The following is a 15,365-nucleotide window of genomic DNA, read 5'->3' as shown; positions in this document are numbered from 1 at the left end:
TTACCCTTTCGCGCAGCCGCGCGCTGCGCTTGCGGGCGCTCAAGCCCTCTCCCGCCGGAAGAGGGGAGAGTTCAGCGCGGCCCGGTCAGCCTGATCTCGAACAGGCTGGGCCAGTTCTTGCCGGTGACGAACAGGCGGCGGCTTTCGGCGTCCCAGGCGATGCCGTTCAGGACGTCGTCGTTCGGATCCTTGGCCTGGCCCGCGGGCAGCAGTCCGGTCAGGTCGATGATCCCGACCACATGGCCCGAAGCCGGGTCGATGCGGACGATGTAGTTCGTCTGCCAGACATTGGCCCAGACCTCGCCGTCGATCCATTCCAACTCGTTCAGTTGAGGCAATGGACGGCCGTTCAGGGTGACGGGGACGCGGCCCGTCTCGGCGAAGCTGGCGGGATCGAGGAAGCGCAAGGCGGGCGAGCCGTCCGACAGGATCAGCCGCGTCCCGTCGTGGGTCAGGCCCCAGCCTTCGCCCGCATAGGCGAAGCGGGCGGTCTGGCTTAGGTCGGCGGCGTTCCAGACGAAGCCGACGCCGTTGGTCCAGGTCAGGCTGATGACGCGGCCGTTCATCTCCGTCAGGCCTTCGCCGAAGTATTCGGGGGCGAGTTCGTGGGTCTGCAGCACGACCCCGTCTTCCAGCCGCACGCGACGAACGCTGGAGGGATTGCGACCCGTGCTTTCGATCAGCACGCCGTTGCGGATGACCAGGCCTTGGGTGAAGGCGGTCGGGTCGTGGGGGAAGGTCCGCACCACCTCATAGCCGTAGACCGGGGGCCGGGTCTGGGGAGCCTGAGGAGAAGGAGCGGAGGCGGCCGGCCCCGGCGACTGGGCCGCCGTCGATGCGGGAAGCGCCGACAGCAGCATCGCCAGGACCGGCCCGATACGCACGCCTAGACGCCGGGCTCCGCGGTTTCCCGTTTGTTGAGGTCCGCCTTGGCGGCTTCCTCGGCCTTGGTCTTTCTGAGTTGGGCGTTGCGCGACCACATGTTCAATCCTTCAACCAGGGCGGAGAAGGCCATGGCGGCGTAGATATAGCCCTTGGGCACGTGGACGCCGAATCCGTCGGCGATCAGGACGGCGCCGATCATCAGCAGGAAGCCGAGGGCCAGCATGACCACGGTCGGGTTCTTGTCGATGAAGTTCGCCAGGGGGTCCGAGGCCAGCAGCATGACGATGACGGCCACGACGACGGCGACCATCATGATCGGCACGTGGTCGGTCATGCCGACGGCGGTCAGGATGGAGTCGACCGAGAAGACCAGGTCCAGCATGATGATCTGGATGATGGCCGAACCGACGTTGTTGATGACGACGTCCTTCTTGTCCTTCTCCAGCATGTCGTTCGACGGGGTCGTGTCGACGGCGTGGTGGATCTCCTTCGTGGCCTTCCACACAAGGAACAGGCCGCCGGCGATCAGGATCAGGTCGCGCCAGGAGAAGGCGGTGTCGAAGGTCTCGCCGTGGAAGCCCAGGTCGAAGACGGGCGCCGTCAGGCCGACGATCCAGCCGATGGTGGCCAGCAGGCCCAGACGCATGATCAGGGCCAGGCCGATGCCGATGCGGCGCGTGCGCTGGCGATGCTCGGGCGGCAGCTTGTTCGACAGGATCGAGATGAAGATCAGGTTGTCGATGCCGAGGACGACTTCCATGACGACCAGGGTCACGAGGGCGGCCCATGCCGCGGGATCGCTCAGCAGGGGAGTTATGCTTTCAAGCATCGGGGTTCCAGATTGTGGTGTAGGCCTTAAGCGGTAACGGGCGCGTGAAGTCGCGGCAAGCGGGGATCGAGGGCGTCATCGTCGCACCCCGCGCCGTCGAAAGAGCGCAGGTGCGACCTTATCGTTCCGTTCCCGTCGGTTGCGACCGGGGGCCTTGCATGCTATCAGCCGCGCGGCTTTAGCGAAGGATGCATCGATAGATGTGTCCCAAGCGTGCTTTGTTCAAGCAAATCAAGCCCTTGGCCGGCGCGAGGATTCGCGGCCGGACTCGAACCCAAACGCTTCAAATCGCGGACCTTTATTACGTGGCGGACGATTTCAGAACGACGGAAGTCGGCGAACGGTATGCTCAGGCGCTGTTCGACCTCTCGCAAGAGACGGGGGCGCTCGACGCCGTGCGCGGCGATCTCGCCTCGCTGAAGGCCGCCTGGCTGGACAGCGCGGACCTGCGCCGCCTGGCTCAGTCGCCGGTCATTTCGGCCGAAGATCAGGCCAAGGGCCTGGCGGCTATCGCCGACAAGGCGAAGTTCAACGCGACGACCAAGAAGTTCCTCGGCCTGCTGGCCCAGAACGGTCGCGCCCGCGACTTGCCCGGCGTGATCGCCGGCTTCCAGGCCCTGCACGCCAAGGCGACGGGCGTCGTGGCCGCCGAGGTCGTCTCGGCCCTGCCGCTGTCGGCGGCCCAGACCAAGAGCATTCAGTCGGCCCTGCGCGCGTCGCTGGGCCGCGATCCCGAACTGACCGCCCGCGTCGATCCGTCGATCCTGGGCGGCCTGAAGGTCAAGGTCGGCTCGAAGCTGTTCGACGCCTCGCTGAAGACCAAGCTCGACCAGATGAAGTTCGCCCTCAAGCGCGCTTAAAAGACCTCCATTCAAGATCAAAGCCGGGCCAGCGGGCCCGCACCGAAGACGAAAGCCAGAGAGCCCACCATGGACATCCGCGCCGCCGAAATCTCGGCCATCCTCAAGTCGCAGATCGCCAACTTCGGCGTCGAAGCCGACGTTTCCGACGTCGGCCAAGTGCTGTCGGTCGGCGACGGCATCGCCCGCATTCACGGTCTGGACAACGTCCAGGCCGGTGAAATGGTCGAATTCCCCAAGGCCGGCGTGAAGGGCATGGCCCTGAACCTGGAACGCGACAACGTCGGCGCCGTGATCTTCGGCGCGGACGCCGCCATCGCCGAGGGCGATGAAGTCCGCCGCCTGGGCGAAATCGTGGACGTGCCGGTCGGCAAGGGCCTGCTGGGCCGCGTCGTCAACCCGCTGGGCGAGCCGATCGACGGCAAGGGCCCGATCCAGTTCACCGAGCGTCGTCGCGTCGACGTCAAGGCTCCGGGCATCATCCCCCGCAAATCGGTGCACGAGCCGATGCAGACCGGCCAGAAGGCGATCGACACCCTGATCCCCGTCGGCCGCGGCCAGCGCGAGCTGATCATCGGCGACCGTCAGGTCGGCAAGACCGCCATCGCCATCGACACCATCCTGAACCAGAAGAACGTCAACAAGTCGGAAGACGAGTCGGCGAAGCTGTACTGCATCTACGTCGCCATCGGCCAGAAGCGCTCGACGGTGGCCCAGATCGTGAAGACGCTCGAAGAGTCGGGCGCTCTGGAATACACCATCGTCGTCGCCGCCACGGCTTCGGAACCGGCCCCGCTGCAGTTCCTGGCGCCGTTCGCCGGCACCGCCATGGGCGAGTTCTTCCGCGACAACGGCATGCACGCCCTGATCGTCTATGACGACCTGTCCAAGCAGGCCGTGGCCTATCGTCAGATGTCGCTGCTGCTGCGCCGTCCGCCCGGCCGTGAAGCCTACCCGGGCGACGTCTTCTACCTGCACAGCCGCCTGCTGGAGCGTTCGGCCAAGCTGAACGAAGACAACGGTTCGGGCTCCATGACGGCTCTGCCGATCATCGAAACCCAGGCCAACGACGTCTCGGCCTACATCCCGACCAACGTGATCTCGATCACCGACGGCCAGATCTTCCTGGAATCGGACCTCTTCTATCAGGGCATCCGTCCGGCCGTGAACGTCGGCATCTCGGTGTCGCGCGTCGGCTCCTCCGCCCAGATCAAGGCCATGAAGCAGGTCGCCGGTTCGATTAAGGGCGAGCTGGCCCAGTATCGTGAAATGGCCGCCTTCGCGAAGTTCGGCTCGGACCTGGACGTCTCGACCCAGAAGCTGCTGGCGCGCGGCGCCCGCCTGACCGAGCTGCTGAAGCAGCCGCAGTACTCGCCGCTGGCCGTCGAAGAGCAGGTCGTGTCCATCTACGCCGGCACGCGCGGCTACCTGGACAACGTGGCTGTGTCGGACATCGGCCGCTTCGAGAGCGAGCTGCTGGCCCGCGTCCACTCGAACCACGCTTCGCTGCTGGAAGGCATCCGCACCAAGAAGGCTCTGACGCCGGAACTGGAAGCCGAGCTCAAGGACGTCCTGGCCGCCTTCGCCAAGACCTTCGCCTAAGATCTGACCAGAGAGCGAGAGTAGCGCCGGATGGCCAGCCTCAAGGAAATGCGCAATCGGATCGGAAGCGTCAAAGCGACGCAGAAGATCACGAAAGCCATGCAGATGGTCGCCGCGGCCAAGCTGAAGCGCGCCCAGGAGCAGGCGGAGAACGCCCGCCCCTATGCGACGCGGATGGCCTCGGTCATCGCCAACCTGGCCGCCGGCGTCTCGGGCGACGGCGCGCCGAAACTGCTGGCCGGCACGGGCGCCGACCAGCGTCACCTGATCGTGGTCGCCACGGCGGACAAGGGTCTGGCGGGGGGCTTCTCGTCCAACGTCGTCCGCGCCGCTCGCGACCGGATCAACAGCCTGATCGCCCAGGGCAAGGACGTTCGCGTCATCGCCGTCGGCAAGAAGTCGCGTGATCCCCTGACCCGCCTGTTCGGCGACAAGGTGGTCAAGTCCTTCGAGCTGAGCGAGCACAAGGTCCTGGGCCTGCCGGCCGCGCAGCCGATCGCCGAACTGATCGCCGAGAGCTTCGAAGACGGTCAGGCCGACGTGGTCACCCTCTTCTACAGCCAGTTCAAGTCGGTGATCTCGCAGGTGCCGACCGCCAGCCAGCTGATCCCCGCCGTCGTCGAAGGCGACGCGGAACCGATCGACCTGAACGGCGCGGTCTATGAGTATGAGCCCTCGGAAGAGGAAATCCTCGAGACCCTGCTGCCGCGCAACCTGACGACGCAGATCCTGGCCGCTCTGTATGAGAACCAGGCCGGCTTCTTCGGCGCGCAGATGGCCGCGATGGACAACGCAACGCGCAACGCGGGCGACCTCATCAACAGCCTGACCCTGCAGTATAACCGTAAACGCCAGGCCCAGATCACCACCGAGCTGATCGAGATCATCGCCGGCGCTGAAGCGCTCTGATCCCGACCGACACGATATTCCGAACCGGACGCACCCCATGACCGACGCCACCGCCACCAAGAAACCCGCCGCCAAGAAGCCGGCCGCTCCCAAGAAGGCCGCCGCTCCGAAAGCCGCCGCCGTCGCAGGCTCGGGCCGTATCGCCCAGGTCATCGGCGCCGTCGTCGACGTTGAGTTCGACGGCGCCCTGCCGGCCATCCTGAGCGCCCTGGAAACCCAGAACGTCGACCAGAAGACGGGCGAGCCCTTCACCCTGGTTCTGGAAGTCGCCCAGCACCTCGGCGAGAACATGGTCCGCGCCATCTCGATGGACACGACTGAAGGTCTGACGCGCGGCCAGCCCGTCGTCGACACCGGCAAGTCGATCATGGCGCCGGTCGGTCCGGGCACCCTGGGCCGCATCATGAACGTCGTCGGCCAGCCGATCGACGAAGCCGGCCCGATCAAGACCACCGAATACCGCCCGATCCACAAGGAAGCTCCGACCTTCGACGAACAGTCGACCTCGGCGGAAATCCTGGTCACGGGCATCAAGGTCATCGACCTGATCTGCCCCTACACCAAGGGCGGCAAGACCGGCCTGTTCGGCGGCGCCGGCGTGGGCAAGACCGTGACCATGCAGGAACTGATCAACAACATCGCCAAGGCCTACGGCGGTTATTCGGTTCTGGCCGGCGTGGGTGAGCGCACCCGCGAAGGCAACGACCTGTATCACGAGATGATCGAGTCCAACGTGAACGTGGACCCGGCCAAGAACAACGGCTCGACCGAAGGCTCCAAGTGCGCCCTGGTCTACGGCCAGATGAACGAGCCGCCCGGCGCCCGCGCCCGCGTCGCCCTGACCGGCCTGTCGATCGCTGAGTACTTCCGCGACGAAGAAGGCAAGGACGTGCTGCTGTTCGTCGACAACATCTTCCGCTTCACCCAAGCCGGTTCGGAAGTGTCGGCTCTGCTGGGCCGCATCCCCTCGGCCGTGGGCTATCAGCCGACGCTGGCCACCGAGATGGGCAACCTGCAAGAGCGCATCACCTCGACCAAGAAGGGCTCGATCACCTCGGTCCAGGCCATCTACGTTCCCGCCGACGACCTGACCGACCCGGCGCCCGCCGCCTCGTTCGCTCACTTGGACGCGACGACCGTTCTGAACCGCGACATCGCCGCCCAGGCCATCTTCCCGGCCGTGGACCCGCTGGACTCGACCTCGCGCATCATGGACCCGCTGGTCATCGGTGAAGAGCACTACACCGTCGCCCGCCGCGTTCAGGAAATCCTGCAGCAGTACAAGGCGCTGAAGGACATCATCGCCATCCTGGGCATGGACGAACTGTCGGAAGACGACAAGCTGGTCGTGTCGCGCGCCCGCAAGATCCAGCGCTTCCTGTCGCAGCCCTTCTTCGTGGCTGAGCAGTTCACCAACTCGCCCGGCAAGTTCGTCGAGCTGAAGGACACCATCCGCTCGTTCAAGGCCATCTGCGACGGCGAATACGACCACCTGCCGGAAGCCGCCTTCTACATGGTCGGCGCCATCGAGGAAGTCGTCGAGAAGGCCGCCAAGATGGCCTCGGAAGCCTAAGTCATGGCCGGTAAGCTGAACTTCTCCCTCGTCGCCCCGGAACGCGAAATCTTCGCGGGTTCGGTCGATCAGGTCGATGCGCCGGGCGTCGAGGGCGACTTCGGCGTCCTGCCGGGCCACGCGCCCTTCATGACCACCCTGCGCGAGGGCGTCGTGACCGTCTATGAAGGCGCTTCGCGTCGTCAGTTCTCGGTCAAGGGCGGCTTCGCCGACGTCAACGCCCAGGGTCTCAGCATCCTGGCCGAAGAAGCCTCGGAAATCGTCGAAGCCTGAGGCTTACATGACGCCGACAAGATCAGGGCCCTTCGCTTCGGCGAAGGGCCTTTTTCTTTGGGGTTCAGCTCTTCGGCAGGCCTTCAAACGCCGCGACCACCTGCTGATAGACCTCGCGCTTGAAGGGCACGATCAGGTCGGGCGCCTCCTCCAGGTTTCCCCAGCGCCAAGCGTCGAACTCGGGCTCGCCGTGGGCCTCCAGGTCGAACTCGCTGTCTTCCCCGGTGAAGCGGAAGGCGAACCAGACCTGCTTCTGGCCCTTGAAGCCCTTCCATGCCTTGGGGCCGCCCATGCCCTCGGGGAAGTCGTAGACGATCCAGCCGCCGGTCCGGCCCAGCAGTTCGACCGAGCGGACGCCGGTCTCTTCCTGCAACTCGCGCAGGGCGGCGGCTTCCAGATCCTCGCCCTCGTCTACGCCGCCTTGCGGGAACTGCCAGTTCCACGGCTCGGGCGTCCTGGCGCGACGTCCCAGCCAGACCTGTCCGGCGGGGTTGAACAGCACCACCCCGACATTGGGACGATAGGCGGAAAGATCAGTCTGGCTCATCCGTCCCGATTACGCGCGCCCGCGTCGCCCCGCCAGCCGTAACCGGGCCTTAAGTCGGTCGGACGCAGACTGAAGGCATGGATCGTCGCGCACTGATCGGCCTCGCCGCCCTGGGTTCCGCACTCGCCGCCGCCGAAGCCGCCGAGGCCTCCGGCAAGAGCGAGGGCGGCGGCGCGCCGACCCATCCCTTCATCTCCCTGCCCACGGCGACCGCCACGGTTCTGCGGCGCGACGGCCGACGGGGCGTGATGACGGTCGAGGTCGGGGTGGATGTGACGGACATGGCCCTGCGCGCCCGCGCCGACCAGTCGAAGCCGCGTCTCAGCGCCGCCTACAACGAGGTGGTGCGCCTGGCGGGCGAGCGCCTGTTGCCTGGCGCTCCGCCCGACGTCGAATGGCTCAGCCGCGCGCTTCAGGCCGCCACCGACCGCGTGCTGGGCCGTGCGGGCGCCAGGCTGCTGCTCGGCACGGTGATGGTGGTCTAGCTCATTCTTGAGGGGCCTACCGCCCTTCGGGCTACTTGAGGCCCGCTATGGCTAGTCCTGCGTCGGGCTCGGCCGGCTGGCGTCGCCATAAGTCATGGCCAGGAAGACGTCTTCCAGATCCGGGTCCTCGGTCGCGATGTCCTTGATGGTCACGCCCGCTGCGCGCACGGCGGTCAGGACCTGCTCCACGCTGGATTCGCCGGTTCGATAGGTGACGACGAAGGCGCCGTTGGCGCGCGGCGCGACGGTGAAGCCGTTGAGGACGGGCAGGCTCTCGGGCGGGGTTTCAGGCGTGACGACGACGTTGCGGGTGTCCAGCCGCTTCAGAAGCTGCTGGGTCGGCTCGCAGGCCACGACCTCGCCCCGGTTGATGATGGCGATGGTGTCGCACAGCTCTTGGGCTTCTTCGAGATAATGGGTGGTCAGGATCACCGTCACCCCTTCCTCGTTGATCCTGCGGACGTAGTCCCACAACTGGCGGCGCAGTTCGACGTCCACGCCCGCCGTCGGTTCGTCCAGGATCAGCACCGGCGGATTGTGCACCAGGGCCTTGGCCACCATCAGGCGCCGCTTCATCCCGCCCGACAGGGCGCGGACATAGGCGTTGGCCTTGTCCGACAGGCCCAGCGCGGCCAGCAGTTCGTCCGAGCGCCGCTCGTCGGCCGGCACGCCGTAGAAGCCGGCCTGGACCTCCAGCGCCTCGCGCGGGGTGAAGAAGACGTCGGCGACGATTTCCTGAGGCACGACGCCCAGGGCGGCGCGGGCGTCGCGGGCCTCATGGTCGATGTCGCGGTCCCAGATGCGGACGCTGCCCTCGGACTTGTTCACCACTCCGGCGATGATGTTGATCAGGGTCGACTTGCCCGCGCCGTTGGGTCCCAGCAGGCCGAACATGGAGCCGCGCGGCACCGTCAGATCCACGCCGCGCAGGGCCGTCTTGGGCGGCGACTTCTTGTTGCCGGCATAGGTCTTCTTCAGGCCCCGCACCTCGATGGCGTTGACGGGCAGGGCGGGGGTCTCGGTCATGCGGGCGTTCACTCGGAGGGCGGAAGCGTGCGGCATAGGTAGGGCGCGCAGGACGGTTCGCCAAGGCGCAGTTCCATGCATGTCGGACAAGTTTGCGCGTCCTTATGTAAATGATGCTTGACGTATCCTTTGGGTGTGTCTAGGTTCCTTGTCATAAAGACAATCTGCCTTGATGGAGAGACGCTCATGACCGCCCTGCAAGCCCAGATGAAGAAGCCCCTGACCCGCACCCGCGTGATCGGTTTCGCCGCCATGGCGGTTTGCGCCGTCGGCTATGCCGGTTTCGCCCTGGCCCTGGGCGCCGGCAAGCTGGACTATCTGCCTATGACCCAGGCGGCGATCATCGCCGCCGTCGCCGCCCTGATCGGCGAGATCGGCTTGTGGGTCGGCGCGGGCTGCCTGGGCCTGACCCTGTTCAAGAAGCGCAAGGCCATGCTGGACAGGCTGTTCCGCCGCCAGCCGCGCCCCTCCGAGGTTTGACCTGAAGGTCCGGTCCTTCTAGGAACGGCGCGAGCCTTCCAGACCCGGACCGGACCCATGCCTCCCCGCCATACCGACGCCGTCATCCCCGCCCCCGAAGAGATCGTCGTCCCGACGAAGCGCGTCGCCTGCGACGGCGGCGGCGTCCTGGGCCATCCGCTGGTCTATCTGGAGATGGGCGAGGAGAGCTTCATCGAGTGCGGCTACTGCGATCGCCGCTTCGTCCTGTCGGACCATCCGCACCCGGAGAGCGAATACCTGGACCCGGCGGCCCGTCCGCCCGAGGCCCACTGAGGCATGCGCTACCTGCACACCATGGTCCGCGTGAAGGACCTGGAGGCGTCGCTGCACTTCTATCGCGACCTGCTGGGCCTGGTGCAGACGCGCCGGATGGACAGCGAGGCCGGGCGTTTCAGTCTGATCTATCTGGCCGCGCCGCAGGATGTCGGCCGCGCCGAGGCCGAGAAGTCGCCCGAGGTCGAACTGACCTTCAACTGGGATCCCGAGGACTATCAGGGCGGCCGTAACTTCGGCCACCTGGCCTTCGAGGTCGATGACATCTACGCCGCCTGCCGACGCCTGATGGACGGCGGGGTGACGATCAACCGCCCGCCGCGCGACGGCCACATGGCCTTCATTCGCTCGCCCGACGGCATCTCGATCGAGCTGCTGCAGGGCGGCGAGCGACTGGCTCCGGCCGAGCCCTGGGCCTCCATGCCCAATGTCGGGGCCTGGTGATTTGACGACAGCGCGCCTGATCGTCCTGTTCGTGGCAACGGCGGTCCTGGCCGGTTGCGCCTCCGTGACGGAGACCAATCCGGCGCGGACGGCCACCGACATGCTGCTGGTCAACCGGGCGGCGGATCGGGCGGTCGAGGGCCTGACCCTGCCCATTCCCCAAGGGGCGCGCGTCTTCGTCGACGAGACCTATTTCCAGGCCGAGAACGCCCGCTACGCCCTCAGCGCCATCCGCGCCGCCCTGTCGGACGCGGGCTACGCCATCAGCCGTGATCGTGAAAGCGCCGACGCCATCTTCGAGGTCCGCGCCGGCGCCCTGTCGCTGGAGCAGATGCGCCGGGTCTTCGGCATTCCCGACATGCGGGTGCCGATCAACGAAAGCCTGAACGTCGTCTCCATTCCGGAACTGTCGATCTATTCCAACCGCGACCGCATGGGCGTGGCCGAGTTTTCGGGCTTCCTCTACGACGGGCGCACCGGCCTGCCGCTCGGCGCCGTCTCCCCGATGATCGGCCAGTACAAGATCCGCAGCCACAAGGCCTTCATGGTCGTGACCTGGGGCCAGCAACTGGCCCAGCCGGGCGAACGCGATCCGGGTTCGAGCTGGAAAGAGTTCTGAAGCTTCGTCTTCGCCTTTCGTCCGTCTTCTGACACGAGACAGGGGCGCGGCGGCGTGTTAGGGCGCGGGTGAGCATAAGTCGCCCTCGTCCCAGAAGAGCCGCCCTTGTCCTTCTTCCACGCCGGTCCCGCGCCGAAAGGCTTCGGCCCTCGTCCCGGCGCCCTGCGTGACGGCCTGGGCCTGCAGCCGGGCATGAAGGTCGGCCTGTTCGGGGGCTCCTTCAATCCGGCGCACGACGGCCACGCCCATGTGGCCGAGACCGCCATGCGGCGTCTGGGCCTGGACCGGGTGGTCTGGCTGGTTTCGCCGCAGAACCCGTTGAAATCGAACCACGAGACCGCGCCCCTGTCGGAACGCATGGCCTCGGCCCGCGCCGTGGCCGCGACGGTCGGCCCCGCCATGATCGTCTCGGACTTCGAGACACGGGCCGGCACGCGCTGGACGGTGGACACCCTGCGCGCCCTGACCGACCGCTATCCCGGCGTACGCTTCGTCTGGCTGATGGGATCGGACAATCTGGCGGACTTTCACCGGTGGCGCGGATGGACGGACATCATGCGGTTGATGCCTGTCGCAGTGATCGCCCGGCCCGGCAGCCTGCTGGACAGCCGCACCGCCCCCGCCGCCGCCCGTTTCGCCCATAACCGCATCCCGGCGGGGCAGGCGGGCCTGCTGGCCAGCCTCCAGGCGCCCGCCTGGACCTATCTGACGGCGCCCCTCAATCCCCGCTCCTCCACCGCCATCCGGGCGGCGGCCAAGGCGCGCTCGACCGGCGCCTGACCCGCGCCGCGCGGGAAGAGTCGTCGGCGGGTGACCTTTCGGGCGGACTGTGATAGGCTGCCTTCTTTAGTAATCTCCCTTGGAGCCCTCCGCTGACCCCCTCGCCCGCGCACGATGCGCAAGACGCCGCCGTTTCCAACGCGGCCCATGAAATGGACCCGATGGATTCCGTCCATTCCGAAGACGGTCAGGTCGAAGGCCCCAGTACCGGCGATCAAGCTCCGCTTCCGGTCGGCCTGACCGAACTGGAACGCGCCATCATCGCCAAACTCGATGAAGACAAGGCTCAGGACATGGTCCTGATCGACCTGCGCGGCAAAAGCCCGATGTCCGACGCCATGATCGTGGCTTCGGGCCGGTCGCACCGCCATGTCGGCGCCCTGGCCGACCACCTGCTGCGCCTGTTCAAGGACCTGGGCCTGGGCAAGGTGAAGGTCGAAGGCCTGCCGCACTGCGACTGGGTTCTGCTGGACGCGGGCGACGTCATCGTCCACCTGTTCCGTCCGGAAGTCCGCACCTTCTACAATATCGAGAAGATCTGGGCGATCGACAGCGCCCACCGCGGCGCCGGCGCCGCCTGATCCTCCTCGGACAGGGCTGACCTCATGAAGCTGGCGATCGCGGCCATCGGCAAGCCGGGCCGCGGTCCCGAGGCCGCCCTGGCCGATGACTATGCTCGCCGGGCGACCTTGGCGGGTCGGCCGCTGGGGCTGGGTCCGCTCGAACTTCTGGATCTCGAACCTCGCAAGCCGGGCAAGGCGCCGGAGGCCGAGCTGATCCTGGCCGCCGCCGAGGGCGCGCACCTGATCGCCTGTGACGAACGGGGCAGGACCTATTCGTCACGCGCCTTCGCCGACCATGTGGCGACCCTGCGGGACCAGGGTGAACGGCGCCTGGTCTTCGCCATCGGCGGGGCGGACGGCCTGGACGAGAGCGTGCGCCGGGCCGCGCGTTCGACCCTGGCCTTCGGACCCCAGACCTGGCCCCACGCCCTGGCCCGAGCCATGCTGGCGGAGCAGCTCTATCGGGCCGTGACCATCCTGGCCGGATCGCCCTATCATCGCGATTGATGCGACGCGGGGCCCTTCTTCTTCTGACCTCTTCCTGCCTGCTGCTGGTCCTGGCCGGACCGGCGGTCGGGCAGCGCCCCCCCGCGCCCACGCCCGAGCTGGCGCGCCTCCAGGCCGAATACAGGGATGAGGTGGCCCGGGCCCGCCGTCTGCGCGCCGAGGCCGTGGCGGCGAGCGAGGAACTCGTCGATCTCGACCGCCAGCTTGCCGAACTGCGCCGGGCCGAGGCTGACGACGATGTTCAGATGCAGGCCCAGCGCGCGCGCCTGAAACAACTGACCGACCGCGAGGCGGCCCTGGTCGCGGCCCTGTCGCGGGAACGGGCGGGGCAGGGGCGTCTTCTGTCCGCCCTGCAGATGATGAGCCGCAAGCCGCCGCCGCCCCTGCTGATCCCGGCGGACGAGGCCGTGGACACGGTGCGGGCCTCCATCCTGATCCGCGCCATGACGCCGGAGCTTCAGGCGCGGGCCAGGACCCTGGTCGAACGTCAGGCCGAGGTGAACCGCATCAGGCGTCTGGCCGCACTGTCCAGCGAGCGTCTGTTCACGGTCGAAAGCGCCCAGGGCGACCGCCGCGCCGAGATCGAAAGCCTGTCGACCCGCAAGACCGCCCTGCGCGCGGTGTTGAGGGCCGAGGCGAGCCGGGCCGAGCGCGCCACCCGCGCCCTGGAGGCCCGCATCCGCGAACTGGGCGGCCAGACGCCCAGCCTGTCCGACGAACCGGTCGAAGCCCCGGCCGCCCGCTTGCCGGCCGGCCGCAACCGCCTGACGCCGCCGGTCCAGGGCGCGCCGTCGCAACGCTTCGGCGGCGGCTCGCAGGGATGGCGCTGGCGCTCCAGTCATGAGGCGATCGCGGCGCCGGCGGCGGGGCGCGTCGCCTACGCCGGGCCGTTGCGTGAATGGGGCGAGGTGGTGATCCTGGATCTCGGCCCCGGCTGGCGCGTCGTGGTGGCCGGCCTGGACCGCCTGTCGGTGGAGACGGGCCAGAGGGTCGGCGACGGTCAGGTCCTGGGGCGCACCGGCGAGGACGGAGAGGCCTATTTCGAACTGCGTCGCGACGAACGGCCCATCGACCCGGCGCCCTGGCTTCAGTGACGCGAACCTGTCGCCGAGTTGAAAGCGAAAGTCCTTTCAAATCCGCGCGGAGGCTGATTGTATCGGCGCGAACGACGCAGGCGGCCGTCTCGGCCGTCGGCCTCCCCCTCGACGACCGGAGCCCGCGCGGGTCCGATGGAAAGACACCGAATGCGTAAACTGCTTCTCATCGGCTGCGCCGCCTTGGCCTTGGGCGGATCGGCGGCGGCCGTCGCCAGCCAGACGCCGCGCAACGAGACCTTCCGCATGCTCGAGATGTTCGGCGACGTGCTGGCCATCGTCGAGCGCGCCTATGTGGTGCCGGTGGACAACAAGAAACTGATCGAGGCAGCCCTTCAGGGCATGATGACGGCCCTCGATCCCCACTCCAACTACCTGCCGGCCAAGGCCTTCGGCGACCTGCGCGAACGGACATCGGGCGAATATTCCGGCGTGGGCCTGACCATCACCTCCGAGGGCGGACTGGTGAAGGTCATCTCGCCGATGGACGACAGTCCGGCGGGCCGCGCGGGCGTCCAGGCGGGCGACGTCATCAGCGCCATCGACGGCCAGAACGCCTCGGGCCTGACGGTCTCCGAGGTGTCGGACAAGCTGCGCGGCGCCATCGGCACCAGCGTCACCGTCACCTTCCTGCGCGACGGCGAGGAGCCGCGCGAGGTTGTGTTGAAGCGCGAGGTCATCAAGGTCGAATCCGTCACCGGCCGTCTGGAAGGCGACTTCGGCTACCTGCGCATCTCGACCTTCAACGAGAACACCGGCCGCGAACTGACCGAGACGATCGAGCGTCTGAAGCGCGAGAAGCCGGGCCTGAAGGGCTATGTGCTGGACCTGCGCAACAACGGCGGGGGCCTGCTGACTGCGGCCATCGACGTCTCCGACGCCTTCCTGGAACGGGGCGAGATCGTCAGCCAGCGCGGCCGCAAGCCGGAGGACATCGAACGCTACGCCGCCAAGCCGGGCGACCTGACCGGCGGCCTGCCGGTCGTGGTCCTGATCAACTACGGCTCGGCTTCGGCGTCCGAGATCGTGGCGGGCGCCCTGAAGGATCAGGAGCGGGCGACGGTCGTCGGCCTGACCAGCTTCGGCAAGGGATCGGTCCAGACGGTCATCCCGCTGCGCGGCGGCTCGGACGGCGCCCTGTCGATCACCACGGCGCGCTACTACACGCCCTCGGGCCGCTCGATCCAGAAGATCGGCATCGAGCCGGATCTGGAGGTCGCCCGCTCCGAGGCTGAGGCCCGCATCGTCTCGCGGTCCAGCTTCATCTATTCGGAAGCCGCCTACGCCACCGCCCTGGACGCCTCGATCGGCGCCGAACGCAAGGGCCCCCACACGCCGCGCGAGGCGCCGGGCCCTGACTACGACAAGGCCAAGGACTATCAGCTCCAGCGGGCTCTGGACGTCCTGCGCGCCGGCGGCGACCTGTCGAAACTGACGGCGGCGCCCGAGGGCGTCGTCATCACCGAACCGGGTCAGGAAAAGGCAGAAACCCCCGCCGCGGACGAGGCCAAGCCGGACGAGACCCGGCCCGACTGAGCCCCGTCGGCGCGACGGCCCGAAACGTGGTGAACGGCGCGTTAGGGTTTCTTAACCGA

At 67.5% G+C, this 15,365-nt stretch carries 19 protein-coding genes; 15 read left to right on the top strand and 4 right to left on the bottom strand.

Going from position 1 to position 15,365, the window contains the following annotated elements; translation table 11 throughout:
- Window positions 1–71: 71 nt before the first annotated feature.
- Together ABIE19_RS09125 and ABIE19_RS09120 are read right to left on the bottom strand one after the other, a co-directional pair.
- Window positions 72–860: a glutaminyl-peptide cyclotransferase gene (locus ABIE19_RS09125; RefSeq protein ID WP_435521147.1), complete on the bottom strand. Its 789-nt coding sequence runs from the start codon at window positions 858–860 to the stop codon at window positions 72–74.
- Window positions 861–886: 26 nt separating this feature from the next.
- The gene (locus ABIE19_RS09120; protein WP_354088852.1) at window positions 887–1,714 is read right to left on the bottom strand and encodes a TerC family protein; all 828 of its coding nucleotides are present in this window, start codon (window positions 1,712–1,714) and stop codon (window positions 887–889) included.
- Window positions 1,715–2,019: 305 nt separating this feature from the next.
- Here ABIE19_RS09120 and ABIE19_RS09115 point away from each other — a divergent pair, with 305 nt between their 5' ends.
- From ABIE19_RS09115 to ABIE19_RS09095, 5 genes are all read left to right on the top strand, one after another.
- A complete protein-coding gene (locus ABIE19_RS09115) occupies window positions 2,020–2,574 on the top strand; it encodes a F0F1 ATP synthase subunit delta (protein ID WP_354088851.1) in 555 nt (184 codons plus the stop codon).
- A gap of 69 nt (window positions 2,575–2,643) precedes the next feature.
- Window positions 2,644–4,176 (top strand): F0F1 ATP synthase subunit alpha, encoded by a 1,533-nt coding sequence (gene atpA / locus ABIE19_RS09110; RefSeq protein WP_105563148.1) that lies wholly within the window; start codon window positions 2,644–2,646, stop codon window positions 4,174–4,176.
- Window positions 4,177–4,206: 30 nt separating this feature from the next.
- A complete protein-coding gene (locus ABIE19_RS09105; protein ID WP_292085412.1) occupies window positions 4,207–5,085 on the top strand; it encodes a F0F1 ATP synthase subunit gamma in 879 nt (292 codons plus the stop codon).
- 37 nt (window positions 5,086–5,122) lie between these two features.
- Window positions 5,123–6,658, top strand: coding sequence for a F0F1 ATP synthase subunit beta (gene atpD / locus ABIE19_RS09100; protein ID WP_354088850.1), 1,536 nt, complete (start codon window positions 5,123–5,125; stop codon window positions 6,656–6,658).
- 3 nt (window positions 6,659–6,661) lie between these two features.
- The gene (locus ABIE19_RS09095; protein ID WP_354088849.1) at window positions 6,662–6,931 is read left to right on the top strand and encodes an ATP synthase F1 subunit epsilon; all 270 of its coding nucleotides are present in this window, start codon (window positions 6,662–6,664) and stop codon (window positions 6,929–6,931) included.
- Window positions 6,932–6,995: 64 nt separating this feature from the next.
- Here ABIE19_RS09095 and ABIE19_RS09090 read toward each other — a convergent pair whose 3' ends face one another.
- Complete coding sequence (locus ABIE19_RS09090; RefSeq protein WP_354088848.1) at window positions 6,996–7,478, bottom strand: RNA pyrophosphohydrolase; 483 nt, start codon at window positions 7,476–7,478, stop codon at window positions 6,996–6,998.
- A 77-nt stretch (window positions 7,479–7,555) separates the two neighbouring features.
- On the opposite strand from ABIE19_RS09090, the gene ABIE19_RS09085 reads away from it, so the two are divergent.
- Entirely contained in the window at window positions 7,556–7,963 is a 408-nt protein-coding gene (locus ABIE19_RS09085; RefSeq protein ID WP_354088847.1) for a Tat pathway signal protein, read from the top strand.
- A gap of 51 nt (window positions 7,964–8,014) precedes the next feature.
- Here the strand turns inward: ABIE19_RS09085 and ABIE19_RS09080 are convergent, their stop codons facing one another.
- Window positions 8,015–8,989 (bottom strand): ABC transporter ATP-binding protein, encoded by a 975-nt coding sequence (locus ABIE19_RS09080; protein ID WP_354088846.1) that lies wholly within the window; start codon window positions 8,987–8,989, stop codon window positions 8,015–8,017.
- A 186-nt stretch (window positions 8,990–9,175) separates the two neighbouring features.
- Between ABIE19_RS09080 and ABIE19_RS09075 the strand changes: the two genes are divergently transcribed.
- The 9 genes from ABIE19_RS09075 to ABIE19_RS09035 all read left to right on the top strand — a co-directional run bounded on the left by ABIE19_RS09075 (window position 9,176) and on the right by ABIE19_RS09035 (window position 15,306).
- Complete coding sequence (locus tag ABIE19_RS09075) at window positions 9,176–9,469, top strand: hypothetical protein (RefSeq protein WP_354088845.1); 294 nt, start codon at window positions 9,176–9,178, stop codon at window positions 9,467–9,469.
- A gap of 57 nt (window positions 9,470–9,526) precedes the next feature.
- Window positions 9,527–9,763 carry a zinc-finger domain-containing protein gene (locus ABIE19_RS09070; RefSeq protein WP_354088844.1) on the top strand — a complete coding sequence of 79 codons (237 nt, stop codon included), beginning with the start codon at window positions 9,527–9,529 and terminating at the stop codon, window positions 9,761–9,763.
- Between the two features lie 3 nt (window positions 9,764–9,766).
- Entirely contained in the window at window positions 9,767–10,207 is a 441-nt protein-coding gene (locus ABIE19_RS09065) for a VOC family protein (protein ID WP_354088843.1), read from the top strand.
- Between the two features lies 1 nt (window position 10,208).
- Entirely contained in the window at window positions 10,209–10,826 is a 618-nt protein-coding gene (locus ABIE19_RS09060; RefSeq protein WP_354088841.1) for a DUF6655 family protein, read from the top strand.
- Between the two features lie 105 nt (window positions 10,827–10,931).
- Entirely contained in the window at window positions 10,932–11,606 is a 675-nt protein-coding gene (locus ABIE19_RS09055) for a nicotinate-nucleotide adenylyltransferase (protein ID WP_354088838.1), read from the top strand.
- A gap of 152 nt (window positions 11,607–11,758) precedes the next feature.
- Window positions 11,759–12,187: a ribosome silencing factor gene (gene rsfS / locus ABIE19_RS09050; RefSeq protein ID WP_354088837.1), complete on the top strand. Its 429-nt coding sequence runs from the start codon at window positions 11,759–11,761 to the stop codon at window positions 12,185–12,187.
- Between the two features lie 24 nt (window positions 12,188–12,211).
- On the top strand, window positions 12,212–12,676 hold the full coding sequence (gene rlmH / locus ABIE19_RS09045) for a 23S rRNA (pseudouridine(1915)-N(3))-methyltransferase RlmH (RefSeq protein WP_354088836.1): 465 nt from the start codon (window positions 12,212–12,214) through the stop codon (window positions 12,674–12,676).
- Window positions 12,676–13,770, top strand: a complete 1,095-nt coding sequence (locus ABIE19_RS09040; protein ID WP_354088835.1) for a murein hydrolase activator EnvC family protein — start codon at window positions 12,676–12,678, stop codon at window positions 13,768–13,770. Before rlmH ends, ABIE19_RS09040 begins: the two co-directional genes overlap by 1 nt.
- 150 nt (window positions 13,771–13,920) lie before the next feature.
- Complete coding sequence (locus ABIE19_RS09035) at window positions 13,921–15,306, top strand: S41 family peptidase (protein WP_354088834.1); 1,386 nt, start codon at window positions 13,921–13,923, stop codon at window positions 15,304–15,306.
- The last annotated feature ends 59 nt before the right edge of the window (window positions 15,307–15,365 follow it).

Origin of the sequence: Brevundimonas faecalis (assembly GCF_040549405.1) — a bacterium.
Taxonomy (GTDB): domain Bacteria; phylum Pseudomonadota; class Alphaproteobacteria; order Caulobacterales; family Caulobacteraceae; genus Brevundimonas; species Brevundimonas faecalis.
The sequence above is the reverse complement of the archived record's forward strand: the minus strand, read 5'-3'. Positions and strand labels throughout refer to the sequence as shown.

Coding starts and splice junctions, on each gene's coding strand:
- ABIE19_RS09085 (WP_354088847.1), top strand. CDS start 7,556: ATGGATCGTCGCGCACTGATCGGCCTCGCCGCCCTGGGTTCCGCACTC.
- ABIE19_RS09035 (WP_354088834.1), top strand. CDS start 13,921: ATGCGTAAACTGCTTCTCATCGGCTGCGCCGCCTTGGCCTTGGGCGGA.
- ABIE19_RS09080 (WP_354088846.1), bottom strand. CDS start 8,989: ATGACCGAGACCCCCGCCCTGCCCGTCAACGCCATCGAGGTGCGGGGC.
- atpD (WP_354088850.1), top strand. CDS start 5,123: ATGACCGACGCCACCGCCACCAAGAAACCCGCCGCCAAGAAGCCGGCC.
- ABIE19_RS09125 (WP_435521147.1), bottom strand. CDS start 860: ATGCTGCTGTCGGCGCTTCCCGCATCGACGGCGGCCCAGTCGCCGGGG.
- ABIE19_RS09105 (WP_292085412.1), top strand. CDS start 4,207: ATGGCCAGCCTCAAGGAAATGCGCAATCGGATCGGAAGCGTCAAAGCG.
- rlmH (WP_354088836.1), top strand. CDS start 12,212: ATGAAGCTGGCGATCGCGGCCATCGGCAAGCCGGGCCGCGGTCCCGAG.
- ABIE19_RS09120 (WP_354088852.1), bottom strand. CDS start 1,714: ATGCTTGAAAGCATAACTCCCCTGCTGAGCGATCCCGCGGCATGGGCC.
- ABIE19_RS09095 (WP_354088849.1), top strand. CDS start 6,662: ATGGCCGGTAAGCTGAACTTCTCCCTCGTCGCCCCGGAACGCGAAATC.
- ABIE19_RS09090 (WP_354088848.1), bottom strand. CDS start 7,478: ATGAGCCAGACTGATCTTTCCGCCTATCGTCCCAATGTCGGGGTGGTG.
- rsfS (WP_354088837.1), top strand. CDS start 11,759: ATGGACCCGATGGATTCCGTCCATTCCGAAGACGGTCAGGTCGAAGGC.
- ABIE19_RS09065 (WP_354088843.1), top strand. CDS start 9,767: ATGCGCTACCTGCACACCATGGTCCGCGTGAAGGACCTGGAGGCGTCG.
- ABIE19_RS09075 (WP_354088845.1), top strand. CDS start 9,176: ATGACCGCCCTGCAAGCCCAGATGAAGAAGCCCCTGACCCGCACCCGC.
- ABIE19_RS09040 (WP_354088835.1), top strand. CDS start 12,676: ATGCGACGCGGGGCCCTTCTTCTTCTGACCTCTTCCTGCCTGCTGCTG.
- atpA (WP_105563148.1), top strand. CDS start 2,644: ATGGACATCCGCGCCGCCGAAATCTCGGCCATCCTCAAGTCGCAGATC.
- ABIE19_RS09070 (WP_354088844.1), top strand. CDS start 9,527: ATGCCTCCCCGCCATACCGACGCCGTCATCCCCGCCCCCGAAGAGATC.